Source organism: Phytoactinopolyspora halotolerans (assembly GCF_010550675.1).
Taxonomy (GTDB): Bacteria; Actinomycetota; Actinomycetes; order Jiangellales; family Jiangellaceae; genus Phytoactinopolyspora; species Phytoactinopolyspora halotolerans.
The window spans coordinates 32,050-53,135 of the sequence record NZ_JAAGOA010000013.1; the positions used below are offsets into that span (position 1 = coordinate 32,050).

At 70.0% G+C, this 21,086-nt stretch carries 15 protein-coding genes; 4 read left to right on the forward strand and 11 right to left on the reverse strand.

Features of this window, described 5'->3' with window-relative positions; translation table 11 throughout:
- Positions 1-109 precede the first annotated feature (109 nt).
- Both G1H10_RS18250 and G1H10_RS18255 read left to right on the forward strand, forming a co-directional pair.
- On the forward strand, positions 110-1,210 hold the full coding sequence (locus G1H10_RS18250) for a M48 family metalloprotease (protein ID WP_163740415.1): 1,101 nt from the start codon (positions 110-112) through the stop codon (positions 1,208-1,210).
- A gap of 11 nt (positions 1,211-1,221) precedes the next feature.
- Positions 1,222-2,295 (forward strand): M48 family metalloprotease, encoded by a 1,074-nt coding sequence (locus tag G1H10_RS18255; RefSeq protein ID WP_163740418.1) that lies wholly within the window; start codon positions 1,222-1,224, stop codon positions 2,293-2,295.
- Between the two features lie 15 nt (positions 2,296-2,310).
- On the opposite strand, the gene G1H10_RS18260 is transcribed toward G1H10_RS18255, so the two are convergent.
- Positions 2,311-2,856, reverse strand: coding sequence for a Uma2 family endonuclease (locus G1H10_RS18260; RefSeq protein WP_163740420.1), 546 nt, complete (start codon positions 2,854-2,856; stop codon positions 2,311-2,313).
- 94 nt (positions 2,857-2,950) lie between these two features.
- Positions 2,951-4,132, reverse strand: coding sequence for a CaiB/BaiF CoA transferase family protein (locus tag G1H10_RS18265; RefSeq protein ID WP_216853397.1), 1,182 nt, complete (start codon positions 4,130-4,132; stop codon positions 2,951-2,953).
- Positions 4,133-4,305: 173 nt separating this feature from the next.
- Here G1H10_RS18265 and G1H10_RS18270 point away from each other — a divergent pair, with 173 nt between their 5' ends.
- Positions 4,306-5,103, forward strand: a complete 798-nt coding sequence (locus tag G1H10_RS18270; protein WP_163740422.1) for a carbonic anhydrase — start codon at positions 4,306-4,308, stop codon at positions 5,101-5,103.
- 85 nt (positions 5,104-5,188) lie between these two features.
- Here the strand turns inward: G1H10_RS18270 and G1H10_RS18275 are convergent, their stop codons facing one another.
- Positions 5,189-7,171 (reverse strand): hydantoinase B/oxoprolinase family protein, encoded by a 1,983-nt coding sequence (locus G1H10_RS18275; protein WP_216853398.1) that lies wholly within the window; start codon positions 7,169-7,171, stop codon positions 5,189-5,191.
- Between the two features lie 100 nt (positions 7,172-7,271).
- Positions 7,272-9,428 carry a hydantoinase/oxoprolinase family protein gene (locus tag G1H10_RS18280; RefSeq protein WP_163740425.1) on the reverse strand — a complete coding sequence of 719 codons (2,157 nt, stop codon included), beginning with the start codon at positions 9,426-9,428 and terminating at the stop codon, positions 7,272-7,274.
- A gap of 362 nt (positions 9,429-9,790) precedes the next feature.
- Between G1H10_RS18280 and G1H10_RS18285 the strand changes: the two genes are divergently transcribed.
- Complete coding sequence (locus G1H10_RS18285) at positions 9,791-10,594, forward strand: MerR family transcriptional regulator (RefSeq protein ID WP_163740427.1); 804 nt, start codon at positions 9,791-9,793, stop codon at positions 10,592-10,594.
- Here the strand turns inward: G1H10_RS18285 and G1H10_RS18290 are convergent.
- The 7 genes from G1H10_RS18290 to G1H10_RS18320 form a co-directional block, all read right to left on the reverse strand.
- Entirely contained in the window at positions 10,587-11,999 is a 1,413-nt protein-coding gene (locus G1H10_RS18290; protein WP_216853399.1) for an amidohydrolase family protein, read from the reverse strand. The genes G1H10_RS18285 and G1H10_RS18290 overlap by 8 nt on opposite strands.
- 161 nt (positions 12,000-12,160) lie before the next feature.
- Entirely contained in the window at positions 12,161-13,534 is a 1,374-nt protein-coding gene (locus G1H10_RS18295; protein ID WP_163740429.1) for an amidase, read from the reverse strand.
- A 27-nt stretch (positions 13,535-13,561) separates the two neighbouring features.
- Positions 13,562-14,251 carry an SRPBCC family protein gene (locus G1H10_RS18300; protein WP_163740431.1) on the reverse strand — a complete coding sequence of 230 codons (690 nt, stop codon included), beginning with the start codon at positions 14,249-14,251 and terminating at the stop codon, positions 13,562-13,564.
- A 177-nt stretch (positions 14,252-14,428) separates the two neighbouring features.
- The gene (cutA, locus tag G1H10_RS18305) at positions 14,429-16,822 is read right to left on the reverse strand and encodes an aerobic carbon-monoxide dehydrogenase large subunit (protein WP_163740433.1); all 2,394 of its coding nucleotides are present in this window, start codon (positions 16,820-16,822) and stop codon (positions 14,429-14,431) included.
- A complete protein-coding gene (locus G1H10_RS18310; protein ID WP_174264484.1) occupies positions 16,819-17,418 on the reverse strand; it encodes a (2Fe-2S)-binding protein in 600 nt (199 codons plus the stop codon). The genes cutA and G1H10_RS18310 overlap by 4 nt, the downstream gene beginning before the upstream one ends.
- A 98-nt stretch (positions 17,419-17,516) precedes the next feature.
- Positions 17,517-18,458 carry an FAD binding domain-containing protein gene (locus G1H10_RS18315; protein ID WP_163740435.1) on the reverse strand — a complete coding sequence of 314 codons (942 nt, stop codon included), beginning with the start codon at positions 18,456-18,458 and terminating at the stop codon, positions 17,517-17,519.
- A gap of 843 nt (positions 18,459-19,301) precedes the next feature.
- On the reverse strand, positions 19,302-21,050 hold the full coding sequence (locus tag G1H10_RS18320; protein ID WP_174264473.1) for a PucR family transcriptional regulator: 1,749 nt from the start codon (positions 21,048-21,050) through the stop codon (positions 19,302-19,304).
- Positions 21,051-21,086: the final 36 nt, after the last annotated feature.

The window sequence follows — 21,086 nt, forward strand, 5'->3', positions numbered from 1 at the left end:
AGACCGGGTCCAGCCATGGAAGACATCCGCGGATGCAGCGCCCATGCAGCACGCTCTGGCACGATGTGCGCGGACCGCGCCCGACCGAACCGCACGTTGGAGACACCTCATGACCGCAGCCGCCCGATTTCGGCCGGACCGTCGGCTGACCTTCCGGATCGGCGAGACGTGGCTGTTGCTGCTCGTCGTCACCGCCGGGTACGGGGCGCTGATCGGGCTCGTCCTGCAATGGCTCGTCGGCCTGCCCTGGTGGATCGGCCTGGTTCTGCCGATGCTCGCCACCGTGCTCTTCTACGCTCAGCACGACGGCGGCGTCCTCCCCAGGACACTCCGCACCACCGATGCGGATCCGGCGCGGGAACCACGCCTGTATGCGGTACTCGAGCGGCTATGTGCCCTCGCTGACGTGCCACCACCGCGGGTCAAGGTCATCGATGCGGAGTGGACAAACGCGCTCGCCGTGCAACTGCCCGGCCGCAGGCCGGTGATCGCTGTGAGCCGTGGCTTGCTCGATACCGCCGACGACGACCGGCTGGAGTCCGTCCTGGCGCACGAACTCGCCCATGTGATCCATCGCGACGCGACGGTGATGACCTTCGCGGCCAACACGTCTACGGCGGTGCTCACGTTGCCGGCACACCTGGTAGACGTCTTCTACGCCGCGGACCGGGCGCTGTGCTGGCTCGCCCGCCGGTGCGGATTCGGCTGGCAGCCGATCGACCACGACGCGGACGACGAGCGGCTGCCGGCGCGGAACGTCGCCGCCGGCCTGCGGACGCTGCTGGGCTGCACGGCCATGCCGGTGATCGGCCTGATCCGGGCGCTCCTGGTACTGTCCGTCTTTCCGTTCGGGATCGTCACCCTGCCCGCCATCCTTGTGCTGTCGATACCGGCGGTGCTGGTGCTCACCAGGCTCAGCCGCTACCGGGAGTTCGCCGCCGACCGGACCGCGGCGATGCTGACCGGGCGGCCCACGGTACTGGCCGCCACCCTCACGTCCCTTGACGAGGACAGCCGGCGGATCCCGAACAAGGACCTGCGCGAGTTGCGGGCGGCGTCGTCGATGGCGATCGTTCCGCTGCCGGTGAAGCACGAGCAGAAGAAGGGCCAACCGAGAGTGAGCGCCCTAGAGCGCGCCGTCGCGTCGCACCCGCCGATCGGCCAGCGCGTGAAACGCCTGGACGAACTCAGTCGCGGCCTCGCGCAGTAGATACGGGCGACATGACGACGGGCCGATTTCAGCCGGACCGACGGCTGACCATCCGCATCGCGGAGACATGGGTGCTGCTCCTGCTGATCACAGCGGGCTACGGGGCGCTGATCGGCCTCGGCCTCCAGCACCTGTGGGGATGGCCGTGGTGGATCGGACTGTTCCTGCCTGCTCTTGCCGTCGTCGCCTACAGAGGCGAGGACGGCGGCGTGTTGCCGAAGCACCTCACCGTCCTCGATGCCGACGAGTTCCAGTACTCGGAACTTCATGCCGCGATCGATCGGCTCTGCGCGCTATCGAACACGCCGATGCCACGAGTGAAGATCATCGACACGGAGTGGCCGAACGCTCTCACGCTGCAGGTACCGGGCCGCCGACCGGTCATCGCGATCACCTGGGGGCTGCTCGCCACCACCGAAGAAGCCGAATTGGAGGCCGTTCTTGCTCATGAGCTGGCGCACATCCTGCATCGCGATGCGAAACTGATGACGTTCGCCACCCAGATCTCCACGTCGCTGCTCACCCTCTGGATATACGTCGCCGACGTGTTCAACGTGGCCGACGAAGCGCTGTGCCGACGTGCACGACGATGCGGACACGGATGGCAGGCGCTCTTTGCGGACGACTCTGCTGCCGAGACGAAGACGGCCATGCGTCAAGCGCTGCTCGACTGGACCGTCGTCCCGCTCATCGGCTTCCTCCGAGCAATCGCGATCCTGTTGTTCTTCCCGCTCATCCTGGTCGCATTCGTCGCGATGCTCCCGCCCGCGCTGCCCGTCACCGTGGTCCTCACCAGGCTCGGCCGGTACCGCGAGTATGCGGCCGATCGCACCGCGGCCATGATGACAGCCCAGCCGGCGGCGCTCGCCGCGGCCCTGACCAGGCTGAGCGGGCACATGCCGGCCTTTCCGAAGAAGGAGCTGCGCAACCTCAACACGCTGTCGTCGATGTCGATCATGCCGCTGCCCGACGAGAAGACCGGCAAACAGACCCATGACATCGTCGACCGCGTCCTGGGATGGCACCCACCGGTGCAGAAGCGGATAGACCGCCTCGCGGATCTCACCCGCGACCTCGCCCAATAGCCCCGGGAGTGGAGCTCAGATATCGACGAGCGCAGCCGGCGTGATGGTGATCGGATAAGGGCGCTGGAGAATGACTGAATCCGAGCCGGACGCGCTCCCGGCTTCGACGTAGGCTCCGTCGACCAGGTCGTAGGCATCGATCGACGGCCTCGCCGGGTCGACGATCCAATACGAGGCGACGCCGGCCTCGGCGTACTTGGAGAACTTCAGTACCCGGTCCTTCCGCCCGGTGCTGGGTGAGAGGACTTCGACCGCCAGCAGCGGAGGCCGGATTATGGCCTGCTCGCCGATATCCCCCCGCGCGACGACGAGCAGGTCCGGCTGGAGCGAGGTGCGGGTGTCGGGACGCCAGTCGAGCGGCGCGACGAGAGCTTTGAGATGCCGAGGGCACGACCGTCGCAACTGCACACACAACTCGCTTACCGTCTCCTGGTGCAACGGAATGGGCGCCGGAGTCACGAGGAGTATCCCGTCGAGCAGCTCGTACTGCAGGCCGTCGTCGGGTAGCTGTTCGAGGTCGTCGACTGTCCAGTCGTGCGACGCACGGGGCATCAACGCCATGGTGCTCATTGTGCCTCCCTGATGGGCTGATCACACAAGCATGGCAATGGCCAGGACCCCAGATGAGTTATCCACAGGGACAACCTCGATGAATCTATTCGTCGTCCAACCAGGCGCGAACGCTCTCGTTGTGCTCGCCGAGGAGCGGCGGCGCCACGTGCGCGCGCGGCTGGGCGTCGTCGAACCGCAACGGCGGCCCCGGCAGCTGCATTCTGCCGAGAACAGGGTGTTCGACATCCACCAGCAACCCCTGCGAGCGGGTCTGCTCCCACTCGTAGACCTCGTCGATGCTGCGCACCTTGCCGCTGGCGATGCCGGCCCTCTCCAGCATCTCCAGCCAATGGTCCCGGGTTCCGGCGGCGAACGCGCGCTCGATCTCCTCGATGAGCTCCTCCCGCCGGCTCACCCGGTCCGCATTGGTGGCGAACCGCGGGTCGTCCGCCGCCACGCCGATGATCCGCGCGAACGCCGCCCACTGTGTCTCGCTTCCCACGGCGACCTGCAGCGCGCCGTCGGCGGCCCGGAACAGCCCGTACGGCGCGATCGACGCGTGGTGGTTCCCCGTCGCCTCCGGCACCTCGCCGGCGACGGTCCACTTCGTCCCCTGGAATGCGTGCACTCCCACCACCGAGGCGAGCAACGACGTGCGCACCACCCGGCCCCGGCCCGTCCGTTCCCGCTCCAGCAGCGCCGCCAGCACCCCGCTCGCACCGTACATGCCCGCCAGGAGGTCCGCGATCGGCACGCCCACCTTCGTCGGCTCGCCGGGCTCGCCGGTGATGCTCATCAGCCCGGCCTCGCCCTGGGCGATCTGGTCGTATCCGGCGCGTCCGCCCTCCGGGCCGTCGTGTCCGAAGCCGGTGATGGAGAGGACGACCAGGCCGGGGTTGATCTCGTGCAACTCGTCCACGCCGAAACCGAGCCGCTCCAGCACGCCGGTGCGGAAGTTCTCCACCAGCACGTCCGCGCGGCGCACCAGCTTGGTGAGGACATCCCGGCCCTCCGGAGTCTTCAGGTCGGCGGTGACCGACTCCTTGTTCCGGTTGCACGACAGGTAGTAGGTGGACACCGTCTGGTCGCCGGTGCCGGCGAACGGCGGGCCCCAGCCGCGTGAGTCGTCGCCGTGCCCGGGGGCTTCGACCTTGATCACTCGCGCGCCGAGGTCACCCAGCATCATGCCGGCGTGCGGCCCGGCGAGTGCCCGGGAGAGGTCGACCACGACGTACCCGGCCAGCGGCCCGTCGCTCGATCCGGACGTCTCATCGATGCCGCTCACCGATCACCTCCACGTGACGGTCGAGACCCGGCCGTTCGGAGCATGCCGCAACCGCAGACCCGTCTCGAAGGGAACGCTTTGTCGAAGCGTAGACCCGCTCGCCGGCGATCCGCTGTGACGACCTTCACGGATTCGGTGGCCGCCGCTTGCGCAAGCTGCCTAACGTACTGGCCGTGATCGCCCCTGATAACGACGCCCGGGTGTCCCGGCGTCGCGCCCTCGCCATGCTGACCGCCACCGCCACGGCCACCGCCGCCGCATTCGGTGGTGACATGACCACCTCGAGCGCGGCCGATGCTTCGCCCGCCTCGTCCACCGAAGACAGCGACCCGACCACGCAGGCCGCCGACAACGACGACGGCGGTCGGCGGCCCAGCGCTGAAGAGGCGTGGCGGAAGCTCGTCGACGGAAATGCCCGGTTCGTCGCCGGCGAGCCTCGTCGTCCGCACCAGAACAGAGCCTGGCGAGAATCCCTGCTGGACGAGCAGCATCCGTTCGCCACTGTGCTGAGCTGTGCCGATTCGCGCGTACCTCCGGAGCTGCTGTTCGATCAGGGGTTCGGCGACCTGTTCACCATCCGTTGCGCCGGCGAGGTCCTCGACGCGGCGGTGATCGGCAGCGTCGAGTACGGCGTCGAACATCTGGGCACGCCACTCGTCGTCGTGCTCGGTCATTCCGGTTGTGGCGCGGTCAGGGCCGCCATCGACGCCGTGCGTGGCGACGGCTATCCGTACGGCGATGTCGCCGCGCTGGTGCACGCGATCGAGCCGGCTGTGCGCAGCGTTCCGGACACTCCGGACGATCCGGACGACGACGCATTCGTGGCGGCCTGCGTCGAGCAGCAGGCCCGCCGGGTGGCGGACGCGCTCCCGGCCCGCTCGTCGGCGATCCGCGCCGCCGTTCAGCACGGCCACACCCGCGTCGTCGCCGCCGTCTACGACCTCACCACCGGCACCGTCACTCCTAAATGATCATGTGAAGTGGGTCTTCTCGTGCTTCAACAGGTCTGCAGGCATGGTAGGGCACGAGAAAACCTACTTCACATGATCATTTAGGTCAGTGGCGGTCGACGGGGGCGGAGGTGCGGCCGCCGGAGAGGCGGGGATAGCCGGGGCCACGGTCGAAGAACGGCGCATCGTCGGCCCGCGCATGCCGCATCTGGGCACGCAGCTCGTCGCTCGCCGGCTCGTCGACCGTCGGGTCGTCCACGGTCCCGCCGACGACGACGCCGTAGTCGGCCCGCGCCCCCTCGAACGAGACCTTGTGCCAGCGGATGTCCCGCAGCACGTCGCCGAAGGGCCGATCCAGCGGATCACCCCAGCCGCCGCCCCCGGTGGTGCGGATCCGGATCACCTCGCCGGCGCGCACCGGCTCGTCGTCGGCCAGCGCGTCCACCTCCCGCTCCCCCGCACCGCCCGGATCGATGGTCACCTGGAACGGACGGCCCGCCCGGCCGCCGCGGACGCCCCAGCAGGACAGGATGGACCGATCGGCGATGGACATGAACGACGCGTCGCGCAGCATCCGGATGTGTTTCTCATAGCCGAGGCCGCCCCGGTAACGGCCAGGACCTCCGGAGTCGATCGCCAGGCCCAGCTGCTCGACGACGAACGGAAACCTGGATTCGCTGAACTCGGTCGGCAGGTTCCGCGAATCCGGCACCACGTGGATCGTGTCCTCGCCGTCCGCGTAGTACCGCCCGCCCGACCCGCCGCCGAGCACCTCCCGCATCAGGTACGGCCGCCCGTCGGCGTCCGCGCCGTAGACGCCGGTGTAGCGGATGGTCTCCTGGTCCGCCGGCATCCGCCCGTCGACCGCCTTCGCCACGGCCCCGGCCAGCACACCCAGCATCCGCAGGATGACGAACGTGCGGGCATTGGTCGGCGCCGGGAACTCCGGAGTCAGCAGCGTGCCTTTCGGCGGGAAGCGCATCTCGATCAGCGGCACCACGCCCTCGTTCACGTCCAGTTCGGCCATCCGCTCCGGGCTGTCGGCGAGGTTGCGCAGGATCGGTGCCAGCCACTTCTTCAGGAATACCCCGTCCGCGTAGTCTCCGGCGTGGTTGATGGGCCCCCTGGCCTGCGGCCCTGTGCCGGTGAAGTCGATGATCAGCCTCGGCCCCGCCTCGGTCCCGGTGGCGGCGGACACTCCGGTGGCTCCGGTGGCGTCGCTGGCCCCGGTGGCTCCGGTGGCGTCGTCGCTGGCCTCGCCGTCGACCTTGGTGAGGGTGATGCGCTGGACGTGCAGCTTCGGCTCATCGACGCCGTCGTGCTCGGCGTAGTCCTCCCAGACGTAGGTGCCGGCCGGGATCTTCGACAGCACCTCCCGTTGGAATGTCCGTGTCGTCTGCTCCAGGATCGCGTCGAAGCACGCCTCCACCCCCGCACGCCCGTACCGTCCGAATAGCTCCGCCATCCGGCGCGCACCCATGAGGCATGCGGCGCACTCGGCGTCCAGATCCGCCGCGAGCGAGTCCGGCATCCGCGAGTTGCGGGTCATGATCTTCAACGCCGCCTCGTTCGGCACGCCCCGGTCCCACAGCTTGATCGGCGGCACCATGAGGCCCTCCTCGAAGACGCTCGTGGCGCGCGACGGCATCGACCCCGGCACGGTGCCGCCGATGTCGTCGTGGTGGCCGAAGGCCTGCACGAACGCCACCACCCGCGGGCCGTCGCCGGCACCGTCATCGTGAAAGACCGGAGCCGTGACGCACAGGTCCGGCAGGTGCCCGATGCCGCCCTCGGAGAGGTAGACGTCATTGTGGAAGTACACGTCGCCCGGGCGCATCGTCTCCAGCGGATAGTCGCGCACCACCGGGTGCACCAGCGCCGAGTACGAGCGCCCCGTGAGTTTGCGCAGCAGCCGGTCGTGGATCCCGGCGCGGTAGTCATGCGCGTCGCGGATCATCGGCGACCGCGACGTCCGTCCGATCGCCGTCTCCACCTCCTGCTCCACCGACGCCAGGTACCCCTCGACGATCTCCACCAGCACGGGGTCCGCGTCGATACCATCGGTTAATCGCCGCATCGGTCCGCTCATCCCGCCCTCCTCGAGCATGGTGCGCTGAGTGCTCGCCAGTGCGTCCGGCGGAATGTCCCGTTTGAGGAGGTCCCCACCGCACCATGCTCCCGCTGCAGGCTCACGACGTCGCCTCTCGCGTGATGAGCAGGTTGCCGATACGGTCGACCTCGGCGCGGTATCCCGGGTGGATGGGGACGGTCGACCCGAATTCCTCGATGACCGCGGGCCCGACGACGACGTCGGCGGCGCCGAGCGTCTCCCGCACGTACACCGGCGCGTCGAGCCAGCCGTCGAAGTAGACCTGACGCGTACCCGCCGGGCGAGCGCCGGTGCCCCGCGGCAGCTCGATGATCTCCGGCCGACGGATCGGGCCCACCCCGGTCACGCGCAGGTTCACCCACTCCACCTGTTGCCGTGCGTCGGAGCGGAAGTCGTAGCCGTACAGCCGACGGTGCTCGGCATGGAACCGATCGGCGACGACGCCGGCCAGATCCGCGGTGAACTCGCCGTCGGGCACGTCGACCCGCACCTCGAACGCCTGCCCGAAGTAGCGCAGATCAGCCGTGCGCAGAAACCGCCGATCGGGTGCGGCGAAGCCCTCCCGCGCCAGCGCGGCGTCCGCGTCGACCCGCAGCTCGTCGAAGACCTTCGCGACGACGTCCGGCTTCAGCGCCTCGTGCCGGGCGACGGCGGTACGGACGTCATCGTTGCGGACGTCGACCGTGAGCAACCCGTACGCGGACAGGTTGCCCGGGTTCACCGGCACCAGCACACCCTCCAGCCCCAGAATGTCGGTCAGCCGGCACGCCAGCAACGGCCCCGATCCGCCGCACGTCACCAGCATGAAGTCCCGCACGTCCAGTCCGCGACCGACGGTGACTTGGCGAAGCGCATTGGCCTGATTCCACGCCGAGACCTCCAGGATGCCGGCCGCGGCCCGCTCCGGCGTGAGGCCCAGCCGCCCCGCGAGCTCGCCCACGCCGTGGAGTGCCGCCGACGCGTCCAGCGGCACCTCTCCGCCAAGCAGGTGTGGCGGGATCCGGCCGAGCACCAGGTGCGCGTCGGTGACCGTGGGCTCGTCGCCGCCCATCCCGTAGCAGATCGGCCCCGGATCAGCGCCGGCCGAGCGCGGCCCCACCTTCAACGTGCCCTCCGGGCTGACCCGCGCGATCGAGCCACCGCCGGCGCCCACCGTGACCACGTCGATCATCGGGATCTTGCTCGGATACGAGCCGATCGAACCCTCGGTGGTCAATGCGGGGTGGCCATCGACGACGACCGTGACGTCGGTCGACGTGCCGCCCCCGTCCAACGTGAGAACGCTCGCATGACCGGCGGCCTCGGCAATGACGGCGGCGCCCAGCGCGCCGGCCGCCGGCCCGGACAGCACGGTGCTGATCGGCTGTTCGACCACCTCGTCGGCGGAGAGCACTCCCCCGTTGGACTTCATCACGTAGAACGGGATCTCCCGGCCGCCGCCCGGCACGTGCGACGACGAGCCGTCCGGCACCCGCAACGACGCGCTGTCCGGCGCGCCCGACGACGTGTCGCCCGGCGTGCCGGACGCCGCCAGCGCGTTCAAGCGGCGGGCGATGTTTCGCACATAGCGACGGATACGCGGCTTGACGGCGGCGTCCACCAGGGTGGTGACGCTGCGTTCGTACTCGCGGTACTCCCGCAGCACCTCGGCCGAGATCGACACGGTGGCCTCTGGGTGTTCCCGGGCGAGCACGTCCCGCATCCGCAGCTCATGGTCGGGGTTGGCATAGCTGTGCAGGAAGCAGACGCCGATGGTGGTGATTCCCCGGTCGCGGAAGAACCGCGCGGCGGCGACCGCATCGTCCTCGTCGAACGGGCGGACCTCAGTTCCGTCGAACGCGAGCCGCCCGCGCACGGTACGGACGCGGTCGACCGGCACGATCCGCGGTGGCTTCACCCAGAAGTAGCTGTTCCCGTAGCCGTCCGGCACCGACTGCCGGGCGATCTCCAACACGTGCCGGTACCCCTCGGTGGTGATGAACCCGAGGTCACCGACATCGCCCTGGAGCAGCGCGTTGGTCGCCACCGTGGTGCCGTGCGACACCGCCGAGAGCGCGGCCGGGCCGGCACCCAGCACGTCGAGTACCTTGCGCAGACCGGTCATGAACCCGTCCGCCGGGTCGGCCGGCGTGGACGGCGTCTTGGTGGTCGCGATCCGGCCTGTCTCTTCGTCGACGGCGACGACGTCGGTGAACGTGCCACCGGTGTCGATGCCGACGCGGATTCTTCGCGGCATGGCGACTCCCCTCGGCCGGCACCGGAGTGGCGAACAGTTGCACCAAGCGGCCCGCGTGGCGTGGCCGCTGGTCGCGATTCAACCGGCAGGGTTCGCCCGAAGCGTCGGCAACATCTGCCAACGACGAAGCTGGCGCGTTGTCGCCGTCCTGAAGCTCGGCCGGATGTCCATCCCGTTCGTCGGGCCCACGCTGCCGGTCTTCGCGCCAACGAGACGGCCGGTCTTCGCGCCAACGAGATACGCGATGCGGCAAAAGGCGTGACCCGGCACGGGTCGACGGTCGTACTTGACGGCCACGGCGGCGCGGCCTTGACTCGTCCCCTGGGGGAGACATCAGGCTCCATGACGTCAGGGAGGTGGCGATGGACGAGCTGCTCAGCATCGGACGGTTCGCGCGGGTGTGCTGGCTCAGCATCAAGGCGCTCCGGCTCTACGACGAGACGGGGCTGCTGCGGCCGGCGTACGTGGATCCGGTCTCCGGTTACCGGTACTACAAGGCCGAACAGGCGGGCACCGCACGAGCCATCGCGATTCTGCGTTCGCTGGACATGCCGTTGTCCGAGATCAAGGATCTGGTCACGGAGAAGGATCCGGATCGGTTCCGCGACCGGCTCGACGCGCACCGCGCCGTGCTGGAGGAACGGATCGAGCGCCATCGCCACATGCTCCAACGTGTCGACGATTTCATCCGAAAGGGAGCTGTCATGGCCTACGAGTTCTCCACCACCACCATCGAGCCGGTCACCGTCATCGGCCGGACGCTGTCCACGCCGCCGGAGGCGATCAGCGAGACCGCCGGACCGGTCTACCACCAGATCTACGAGGCGCTCGGACGCGCGGGTATCACCCCGACGGCGCCACCCCGCATGGCGTACCCGCAGATGGAGGGCGATACCTGGACGATCGAGCTGTGGGTCCCGGTTCCGGAGGGCAGCAGCGCACCGGACGGACTCACCGCGCGCCGCTTCCCCGGCGGACGGGTGGCCCGCACGCTGCACGTCGGCCCGTACGACGAGCTCGGCATGGCCTACCGGGAGCTGGAGGCGTGGATGGCGAAGCAGGGCCTGACACCGTCCGCGCCGCCGTTCGATGTCTACCCGAACGACCCCGCCGTCGTGAAGGACCCCGCCAAGTACGAGACCGAGATCCTCTGGCCGATCAGGTAGCCGCGCCGTGCTCAGGCCAGCCCGCGGGCACACTCTGCTCGCCCCGCGCGCCGAGGTGGAACGCGGTTGAGCTGGAGTTGACGGCGACGATCCGGCCACCTGCGACGACGTAGCGCGGCGGGTTGTGCCGGATCAGCACGTCACGCACGGAGGAGCCGTCCAGGACCACCAGGTCGGCGGCCCCGCCGACCGCCAGGCCGGGGCCGTTCAGCCCCAGCACCTGGGCGGCTTCTCCGGTGACCATGTCGAACACTCGCTCCAAGGCCTGGTGCGTGACCGCCCCCAAGGAATGCGCCGCGAGGAACGCCACCTCCAGCATGTTGTTCCGGCCGAACGGATAGTAAGTGTCCTCGATGTCGTCCTGTCCGAACGCCACCGGCACGCCCAGGTCGGCCAGCTGGAACGCGGGCAGATGTGCCGGGCCGGTGTGTGGCGAGCTGACGAAGGTCAGGCCGGCCTGGCGGGCCAGGTTCGCCAGCCGGCGTACCGACGGCTCGGCGTAACTGCCGACTGCCCGGGCGTGGTGCGCGATGCCCCGCCCTTCCAGCCCTTGCCGGATCATCTCCGCCGCCAGCATCTCGGTGGTCCGTAGCGCCGGATCCCCGGCGTCGTCCACCAGCATCGCGACCATCCGCCCGTGCTCCGCCGCCAGGGCGCACATCCGGCTGATGTGCTCGCGTGCGTCGTCGTCGCTGTGCTCGATCCACGGAATGCCGCCGACGACGTCCGCGCCCAGCGCGATCGCCTGCCGCACCAGGTCTTCCGCGCCCGGGTCCCGTAACAGTCCTTGCTGTGGGAATGCCACGATGTACAGCTCGGCGACGCCTTCGAACTCCTCGCGCAGCCGCACCAGCGGCCCGACGCCGGTGAGCTGTGCCTTGGTGTCGACGTCGACGAACGCCAGCACGTGCCGCACACCGTGTCGCACCGCCTCGAACATGGCGCGGCGCGCGTTCGCCTCGATCGCGTCCTCGCCGTAGCCGTCCTTGACGGCGGACGCCAGCTCCACCGCGGACATCGCGGCACCCATGGAACCGCCCGCGTAGGCACTCGCGACCGCGTCACCGGCGCGGCCGTGCGTGTAGGCCTTGCACAGATGCAGGTGAGCGTTGACGAACGGCTCGGTGACGAGGTTGCCGCCGGCGTCGATTTCGACCCGGCCGCTGAGCGGTTCCTGCTGCACCGCGGCGATCTGGCCGTCGCTCACGCCGATCGAGTACCGGCCATCCCGGCCGCGCAAGGCTGCGTCGGTTACGACGAGTTCGAACTGGTCCGTCGCCCGTGGGTGGTCAGGCGGAGCCGGTTGATCGGGTTCGCCCCGGTACTCCGGCTGGACGGCGTAACTCGGCTCGGCGAGCGGATCGGGCTGCTCGGGCCGGCCGAACTGATCGGGCTGGTCGGACACGGTGTCGGTTTCCTTCTGAAATCGGAGCTATGCACCCGACCGTACCGCAACGTCGACCCGCGGCGGGCGCCAGTCGACCAGACAGAATGACGGCGTTGAGCACTTGTTGAGTCTCAGTTGCGTATAGACGCCCCGGAGAGGGTCCGGTACGACACTGATGCTCAAGAAGCGGCGCCGGCAGCGTCGCTCGCCAGCACCTCCGCCACCTGCCGCGCCGCACGCAGGGCCACGTCGTCACGACCAGGCGGGGCGATGACCTGCAGACCCAGCGGAAGCCCAGCCGGCCCGGTGAGCCCGGGCACGGCGACGGCGGGGGTGCCCAGCGCCGTCCACATCCGGCACAACACCGGATCGCCGGTGCCCGACTCCAGCGGCGGCGCCTCGCCCAGCACGGCCGGCGCGAGCAACACGTCGACCGGCGCGAACACGTCGTCGAGCAGCCCTCGGCACAGGTGTATGCGTGCCAGCGCCGCGTCGTAGGCCCATCCGGCCCGGTCCCCCGCGGCCAGGATCTCCCGTAGCCGCGGGCTGAGCCGGTCACCGTGGCGTGCGCGCTCGTCCCTGAGCGACCGGCTGACCTCGACCAGCATCAGGAATGTCTGGGCGTCCGTCAGGCCGCCGAACGGCTCCGGCAGGTCCACCTCGGCCATGTCCACGTCCGGGTCTCGGGCGAGCCGGTCGGCGGCGGCCTCGATCCGCGAACGCGTGTCCCGCGGGACGATCCCCCAGTCATGGGTGCGGGTGAAGCCCACCCGTAGCCCGCGCTCGCGCCCAGTGGGGTACGGCTGCTGCCGAGCGACGCCGCCGGTGCCACGACCGGTGCCGCCGCCGGTGCCGCCACCGGTCGCTTCGTGCGGGACGCCGCCGATCGCCCGCAGCACGTGTGCGGCACCGTCGACGTCTCGGGCGAACACCCCGACCGTGTCCAGCGACGGGGCGCACGCCTTCACCCCACGGGTCGGCACCACGCCGAATGTGGGCTTCACGCCGACGACGCCGCAGAACGCGGCAGGCCGGACCACCGACCCGGCGGTCTGCGTCCCGAGCGCGACCGGCACCGTGCCCGCGCCTACCGCCGCCGCCGAGCCGCTGGACGACCCGCCAGGGGTGCGTGCCGGGTCGTGCGGGTTGGTCGTCGGACCCGGCTGAAACAGGGCGAACTCTGTGGTCACCGTCTTGCCCAGGATCACCGCACCGGCCGTGCGCAGGCGCGCGACCACGTCGGCGTCCCGGTCCGGTCGATGATCGGCATAGATGGCCGACCCGTACGCCGTGGGCAGGTCGGCCGTGTCGATGATGTCCTTCACCCCGACCGGGATTCCGTGCAGCGGCCCGCGGTTCTCCGGCGCCACCCCGTCCAGCTCGCGCGCCCGGGCCAGTGCCAGCTCGGCGTCGACGATCGTCCAGGCGTGCAGGGTCGCTTCCCTCGCGTCGATCGCGTCCAGACACGCCGTCGTCAGCTCGGTCGCGCTCACCTCGTCGGCGCGCAGCAGGCCGCTGAGTTCGGCGACTGTCCGTCCGGCCAGATCGCTCATCCGTCCATGTCCCCCGTGTCGTCTCCGTCAGCCGCCGGTTCGTCGCCGGCCGGCGATGCGCGCGCCTACCGCCACACCGGCCAGTGCGATCGCCGCGCCCGCCAGCACGCCCCAGGCGAACTCCTGCCGCGCCACCATCCCCGCCCGGCCTGGACGGCCGGCCGTCGACGGCTCGTACACCGCACTCGCCGCCGGGCGTGCCCGGCCCTGCTCGTCATCGCTCTGCGCCGTCTCATCCGCTCCCGCCGGGCGCTGCGCCGGGATGGCGCCCACATCCACGCCGGCCAGCACGTCGTCCACCGCGGCGAAGAACTCACCCGCCGTTTTCGTCGCCACCCCGGTGAGCATCCGCTGGCCGACACCGGCGATCATGCCGCCGACGATCGCGTCCGCATCGTACTCCAGCCGAGTCGTGCCGGTACCGTTCTCGTGCAAACTCACCCGTACGTCGGCGCTCACCGTCCCCGGCGCACCGGAGCCGGACGCGCGCAGCAGGAACGACGACGGCTCGTCCTGCTCTCCCAGGCGAACCTGGCCGGCATACGTGCCCTTCACCGAGCCGACCCCCGCGCGCACCGTCATCGCGTAGGTGTCGGTGCCCGTCTCCTCCAGCCGCACACAACCCGGAATGGTGCGCACCAGCACAGCAGGGTCGTTGAGCGCGCTCCACACCCGCTCGCGCGTGGCGTGCAACGTCGCCGAGCCGCTCACCTTCATCCGTCGGTCGCCTCCTCGCGCGATATGTCCTGCCTCTGCCGCAAACGCTCATGCCGACCGGTGCCCAGAAGGCGGGGAGGGAGAATTCCCGGCCAGGGTTCGGCTCGGGCATCGGCGTGGTAGGAGCCCCGCGACGACCTCGCCGCGGGCGAAGACGGGAATTCTCCCTCCCCGCCGCTACGGCGCTTCGTCGGCAGCACCGTGCCCCTCCCGCCTGAGGTCGTGCAGTTCACTCGGGGAGATCGGCATCCGCGAGATCCGGATGCCCTCGGCGTCCTCGATCGCCGACGCCAGCACCGCCGCACCCGGGATCACCCCGGCCTCCCCCGCCCCCTTGATGCCGAGCGGGTTCAGCGGCGAGGGCGTCTGCAGGTGGTCGGTCTCGATCATGGGAACCTCGGTCGAATACGGCATCAGAAAGTCCATGAACGACGCGTTGAGCAGCTGGCCCGCGTCGTCGTAGACCATCCGCTCGTACAGCGCGCCGCCGACGCCCTGTGCCACCCCTCCGTGGATCTGGCCTTCCACGATCCGTGGATTGATCAGCGTGCCGCAGTCATGCACCACGCAATACCGCAGGATCGAGATCTCGGCCGTGTCCGGGTCGGTCTCGACGATCGCGGCGTGCATGCCGTTGGCGAACGTGGACCGGGGCGGCGAGTAGTAGCCGGTCGCCTCCAGGCCCGGCTCGTCGCCCTCGGCCACCGGCGGCTTCTCCGGATCCGAGGGGCCGGCGAACTGCGTGGCCCGCTTGGCCTCGTCATCGAACGCGTACCGCAGCGGGTTGGACAGCACGGCGACGGTGGACAGCGGCACGCTCGCGCCCGGCACGCCCTTGACCCGGACCTCGCCGTCAGCCAACTCGAGATCCCGCGGATCCGCCTCCAGCGCCTCGCCGGCCACGCGCAGCGCCTTCTCCTTCACCTGGCGCGCGGCCAGCGCCACGGCGTTGCCGCTCATCACGGCGGCGCGGGAGGCGAACGTCCCCACGGCGTAGCCGAAACGGCGGGTGTCGCCCGTGGTCACCACCACGCGGTCCACCGGTACGCCCAGCTCGTCGGCGACGACCTGCGCGAATACCGTCTGGTGGCCTTGGCCCTGGGTGGTGAGCCCAGTGGCGACGACGACGGTGCCGTCGGTCTCCACCTTGACGAAGCCGCCCTCGTACGGGCCGACCCCGGTGCCCTCGACGTAGCAGGCGATGCCGATGCCGACGCGCCGCCCCTCGGCCCGGGCCGCCGCCCGGTATTCGGCGAACTCATCCCAGCCGATCAGCTTCTTCAGCTTCTCCAGCGTGGCCGGGTAGTCGCCGGAGTCGTAGATCAGCGGCCGCCCGTCCTGGAAGGTCAGCCCGTGGTCGTAGGGCATCTCGCCGGGCTGGATGAAGTTCCGCTCCCGGACGGTGACGCGGTCCAGGCCGAGGTGCTCCGCGATCGCGTCCATGGTGCGCTCCATCGCGAAGCAACCTTGCGGCCGGCCCGCGCCTCGGTACGGCGTGACCGTGAGAGTGTTCGTGTACAGGCTGAAGAACTCCGCCCGGTACGCTCCCGGTTTGTACGGTCCGAGCAGCTGCGTCGTGGTGATGATCGGGACGATGATCCCGTACGGCGTGTAGGCGCCGTTGTCGTGCCACACGGTCACGTCCAGGCCGTGGAGCCGCCCGTCGTCGTCGAATCCGACTCGCACGTGCTGAAACTGGCCGCGCTCGTGCGCGCTGGAGACGAAATGTTCGCGGCGGTCCTCGGTCCATTTCACCGCGCGACCGAGGCGGATCGCCGCCATCGGGACCAGCACTTCCTCCGGCCACGGATGCACGATCTTCACGCCGAACCCGCCGCCCACGTCGGGCGCGATCACCTCGACCCGGTCCGCCGGCAGCTCCAGCTTGGCCGCGACCGCGGCTCGAACCGAGGTGGATGCCTGCGTGGAGGTGTAGACGCGCAGGCTACGGTCGTCCGGGTCCCAACGGGCGTGCACTCCCCGGCCCTCCAGCGGCGTGGACGCGCTGCGCTCGATCTCCAGGTCGAGCTCGAGGACGTTCGGTGCCTGTGCGATCGCCGACGGCGCGTCGCCCGACTCCTGCACCAGGTGGGCCGAGACGTTGTCTGGGACGTCGTCGTGGACCAGCAGCGCGGCGGAGCGTGCCGCTTCGATGCCGACGACGGGCGGGAGCGGGTCGTACTCGACGGCGATTCGGTCGCAGACGTCCTCGGCGACGTAACGATCCGTGGCGACGACCATCACCACCGGCTCGCCGACGTGGTTCACCTCGTCCTTGGCCAGCACGTACGGGGTCCGGCCGTGGGTCAGGCCAGGGTGCGGGATGAGAATCGGCAGCGGCTCGGCCATCCGGTCGCGCAGATCCTCGTACGTGTAGATCGCCACCAGACCATCGACGTCGAGCGCGTCCATGACGTCGATGTCGACGATGCGTGCGTGCGCGTGCGGGCTGCGTACAAATGCCACCTCCAGCGCGTCGCCCCCGATATCGTCGACGTAGCGGCCCTCGCCGGTGAGCAGCCGTGGGTCCTCGGCGCGGGGAATCGGCTCACCGACCGTCCTCGTCGTCATCGGTGCGCCTTCCCGGCACCCGGAGCGGTCTGATCGCGACCGTCGGTCTGGTCGCGACCGTCGGTCTGGTCGCGACCGTCGGTCTGGTCGCGACCGTCGGTCTGGTCGCGACCGTCGGTCTGGTCGTCACCGTCCAGCAGCTGGGCTGCCCGCAGCACCGAGGCGACGATGTTCTGGTATCCGGTGCAGCGGCACAGGTTGCCCGCGATCGCCTCGCGTGCCTCCGCTTCGGTGGGTGACGGATTCTCCTCCAGGTAGGCCGTGATCGTCGTCACGAAGCCCGGCGTGCAGAATCCGCACTGCAACCCGTGGCAATCACGGAACGCCTGCTGCACCGGGCCGAGCCCGCCGTCGGGTGTGCCGCACCCTTCTATCGTGGTGATCTGGGCACCGTCGTGCATCACCGCGAACTGCAGACAGGAGCGGATCGGCCGGCCGTCCAGCAACACCGTGCAGGCACCGCAGACACCGTGTTCGCAGCCGACGTGGGTGCCGGTGAGTCCCAGGTCGTGGCGGAGGAAATCGGACAGCAGCCGCCGCGCCGGCACGCTCGCCGACCGGTGCACGCCGTTGACCACCGCGTGGACCTCATGCAGACCCTCGTCGCCGGATCCGTCGCTCGTCGTCGCCGCCTGGTCGCTAGTCACCTGGCCGTGTGCCGCCTGGCCGTTCGTCGTCGCAGATTGTTGGTCGCTCACGATACGCGCCTCGCCCGCGTGGCGCCGTCGATCTGCTCGGCGGACTCGGCGGATTCGCCGCGCTCCGCCCGGCCGGCGGCTTCCCGTAGCGCCCGCTCGGTCAGCACCGCGGCGAGATGCTTGCGGTAGTGTGCGGTAGCGTGGATGTCGTCCCCCGGCGTCAGCTGTTCAGCCGCCCACCGACCCACGGTGGCCCAGTCGGCCGTGTGCAGCGGAGCGGCGTCGAGCTCGTCGGTCACGTCCAGCACCACCGGCGTCGGACCGACCGACACGTATGCGGTGCGGGCAGCGCGGACGCGCCGGTCGTCGTCGATCGTCACCAGTGCACCGACGCCGCACAGGGCGTAATCACCGTTGCGGCGGGCCACCTCGACCCAGGAGGAACCGGTGCGCGGGACGGGGACGGGAAAGAGCGCCGACGTGGCGAGTTCGTCCGGCTCGACGCACGACTCCAGTAGTCCGACGAAGAACTCCGTTGCCGGCACCGTGCGCGTGCCCCGGGTGCTGCGCAGCTCCACCGAACCGCCCAGCAACGCCAGCACGGCGGTCAGTTCACCCGCCGGGTCCGCGTGCACCAGACTGCCTACCGTGGTCCCGCGGTTGCGGATGGTCGGGTGTGCGACGCACGCCAGCGCCTGCTGCAGCAGCGGTACCGCTCGGCCCGCGTCGTGATCCCGCTCGACGTCCGCGTGCCGCGCGGTGGCGCCGACCCGCACGCCCGACCGTCCGTCATCCTGGCCCTCGACCTGGACGAATCCGAGATCTGGAAGATGGTTGATATCCACCAGGTGCTGCGGGGCGGCGAGACGCATGTTCATCATCGGCACCAGGCTCTGCCCGCCGGCGATGACCTTCCCTTCCGGGCCGACCTCGGCCAGCACGTCGAGGGCCTCCTCGACGGTCTGTGGCCGGTGGTAGGTGAACCCGGGTGGTTTCACATCGCCTTCTTCCGTCCTCAGGGTCGTGTCATCCGTGACGCGGACCTCCGCACATCCTGATGCAGGAAACTTAGGCATCCGACCTTACGCCCGCATGGGCATGTTCTGCCGACGACGCGGCGCCGACCTCGGCAATCTCTGCGCGGTCCCGCCGGCTGGCCCGCGCGCAGCTCCAGCTGGGCCCTGTCCCACGTTCCAGTTCGGACGAGACGATGAGCGTCGCCGCGCGCTCCCGTTCCGGACCTCCGCCGCCGCCCTTACCGGTCCATGGTGCGCTGAGTGCACGCGTTTTGGGCCAGGAAACCGCCTTCCAGCGAGCAATCACCGCACCATGCTGAACTTGAAGCGGCTGTACGAGGCGTTGCGCGCGAATCTGCCAAGGTGCGGCCACATGGTCGTGTGGTGTACCTCACCGTCGTGTCACATGCCGTGTGCGACCGCGCCGCTCACCTCGCCGTCGTGTGACGTGCCGTGTGCGACCGCCTCGCTCACCTCCCCGTCGTGTGACGTGCCGTGTGAACGGGAGCCGCGCTACGCGGTGACACGACGGTCGTGACCGTGGTCGTGCCAGGTCCGGCCGCGTACACCGGCGCGAGCTCCCACGACTCCCACCACGACCAGTGAGACCGGCGAACAATCACACGACCGCCCCCACGACAGCCCGGAGCGGCGGCCGACAATCACACAACCGTCCCCACAGCACACATCACGACAGACCGTGTGATCCGTCGTGTGGAGAATGGCGGGGTCGCGGGGGGATCCGGATCCGGGGGATCCGGATCGTTGCAGGCACACATTCGTCGAGGGCCTTCCGTGCCGCCACCACCGCGATCCGTGCCGGCGTCAGGGGCGTTCCATGCCGCGCATCTGGAGCACCTTCAACGCCAGGGCGAGGTCCAGGCGCAGTTCGGGATCGGTGGTGAACGGGCCGAGTATCCGCTCCAGCTTGCTGATCCGGTAGCGCAGCGTGTTGTAGTGGAAATGCAGCGTCCGCGCTGCCTCGGCCACGTTCAGGTTCGCGTCCAGCAGGATCTTCAGGGTATGCCGCAGGTCCGCCATGTCCTCGTCGTCCGTCGCCGCCAGCTCACGCAGCGTCTCCCGGATGAACCCGCGCAACTCGTCGTTGTCCCTGATCAGGCTGATCAGCCGGAATGACCGCAACGCGTCGAAATGCGCCACGGCTCCGGATCCGTGCACCTGCCGGCCTACGTGGACCGCCCGCCTGGCCTGCTCGTATGCGGCCGGCAGCTCGTCCGGCCCGGTCACCACCCGGCTGACCCCGGTGGAGAAGGAACGGCGGCCGCCCCCACCATCCCCGGAGACCTCCCGGACGACGTCTTGCACCACCGCCTCGGCGTTCCCGAACGGCACCGGGAGCAACGCCACCACCTCACGGGCGAAGCCGACAACCGGCGCGCGCCGGTCGCGCCTCCCCACCACGGTCTGCCACGCGGTGCTGAACCGCTCCTGGATGGGACGGAGCTCGAAGCCGGATTCCGGCAGGTCGTTCGCATCGGGGTCGACCTCGGCGACCGCGACCACCATCGGACGGTCGATCTGCCAGCCGAGCGTCTCGCAGTGCGCCACCACCTGTTCCCGGCCCCCGGCCCGCCCGGCCAGCACGTCCCGCAGGAAGTCGCCCCGGTACTTGCTCTCCACCGCCGTGACGGCCAGCTGCTTGTTCACCGACAGCGCGGCCACCGTTGCGGCCCGCTCCAGCACGTGCACGTCCCCGTCGTCGAGCCGCCGGTCGGCGGAGAAGGCGACGATCCGGCCGTGGTCCACCCGGCCCGCCACGATCGGCACGACGGCGTGCCACCCGGGTACGTCCGCGTGCGCGTGCACACCGCGCTGCTCGTACTCGATGCGGAATCTGCCGGTCTCCTCGAAGCAGGCACTGGCCCTCCACGCCTCCAGATCCGCCGGTTCGCCCCCGTCCGCCAGGACGCGCCCGTCGGGCGTGGTGACGAACACGGACGCCGGCAGCGTGGCCGCCACCCGGTCGGCGATCTCCTCCAGGCCGCCCCCGTCCAGCACGATGGCCAGCAACGCCTGGTGCACTTCCCAGGAACGTTCGAGCGCGCCCGCTTGCCGGTTGAGCACCTCGGTCAGGACCTGATTGATGATCTCGTCGAACCCGATCGCGTCGGGCAGGAGCAGCAGCGGCAGGTCGAGACGGTCCGCCTCGGCCACCATCTGCTCCGGCAGCGCATCCAGGTAGCGGTGCAGTTTGACGCCCATCGCGGCGAGTCCGTGGCGCTGCAGGTCGCAGACGAGCTCGGGCAGACCCTGCGGCGTGTTGCGCAGCGGATAGCCCGTGGTCAGCAGAAGCTCGTGTGGCTTCACCCACGGGAGGATGTCGGGCACCTCCATCACATTGGCCCGCAGGATGACGCGGTCCAGCCCGCCGGCGCCGCCCATCAGCCTGGCTCCGGCCAACGCCGGCATCTCCATCGCCTTGCGCACGGTCAGGCCGGTCGGCGTCAGCCTGGGGGCCGGAGCGGGCGAATCCGCCGCGAGGCCGGTCGGGCGCGCGCCGGTTTCTGGCAAATCCGGCGAACCAGCGGCCCGATCGTTGGCAAGTTTTTCCATGCGAAGACGGTAGCGCCGTAGATACGTTCGTGACAG

What these genes read in the sequence shown, in the direction of transcription:
- G1H10_RS18250 (WP_163740415.1), top strand. Translation starts at nt 110, where the DNA reads ATGACCGCAGCCGCCCGATTTCGGCCGGACCGTCGGCTGACCTTCCGG.
- G1H10_RS18255 (WP_163740418.1), top strand. Translation starts at nt 1,222, where the DNA reads ATGACGACGGGCCGATTTCAGCCGGACCGACGGCTGACCATCCGCATC.
- G1H10_RS18260 (WP_163740420.1), bottom strand. Translation starts at nt 2,856, where the DNA reads ATGGCGTTGATGCCCCGTGCGTCGCACGACTGGACAGTCGACGACCTC.
- G1H10_RS18275 (WP_216853398.1), bottom strand. Translation starts at nt 7,171, where the DNA reads ATGAGCGGACCGATGCGGCGATTAACCGATGGTATCGACGCGGACCCC.
- G1H10_RS18280 (WP_163740425.1), bottom strand. Translation starts at nt 9,428, where the DNA reads ATGCCGCGAAGAATCCGCGTCGGCATCGACACCGGTGGCACGTTCACC.
- G1H10_RS18285 (WP_163740427.1), top strand. Translation starts at nt 9,791, where the DNA reads ATGGACGAGCTGCTCAGCATCGGACGGTTCGCGCGGGTGTGCTGGCTC.
- G1H10_RS18295 (WP_163740429.1), bottom strand. Translation starts at nt 13,534, where the DNA reads ATGAGCGATCTGGCCGGACGGACAGTCGCCGAACTCAGCGGCCTGCTG.
- G1H10_RS18300 (WP_163740431.1), bottom strand. Translation starts at nt 14,251, where the DNA reads ATGAAGGTGAGCGGCTCGGCGACGTTGCACGCCACGCGCGAGCGGGTG.
- cutA (WP_163740433.1), bottom strand. Translation starts at nt 16,822, where the DNA reads ATGACGACGAGGACGGTCGGTGAGCCGATTCCCCGCGCCGAGGACCCA.
- G1H10_RS18320 (WP_174264473.1), bottom strand. Translation starts at nt 21,050, where the DNA reads ATGGAAAAACTTGCCAACGATCGGGCCGCTGGTTCGCCGGATTTGCCA.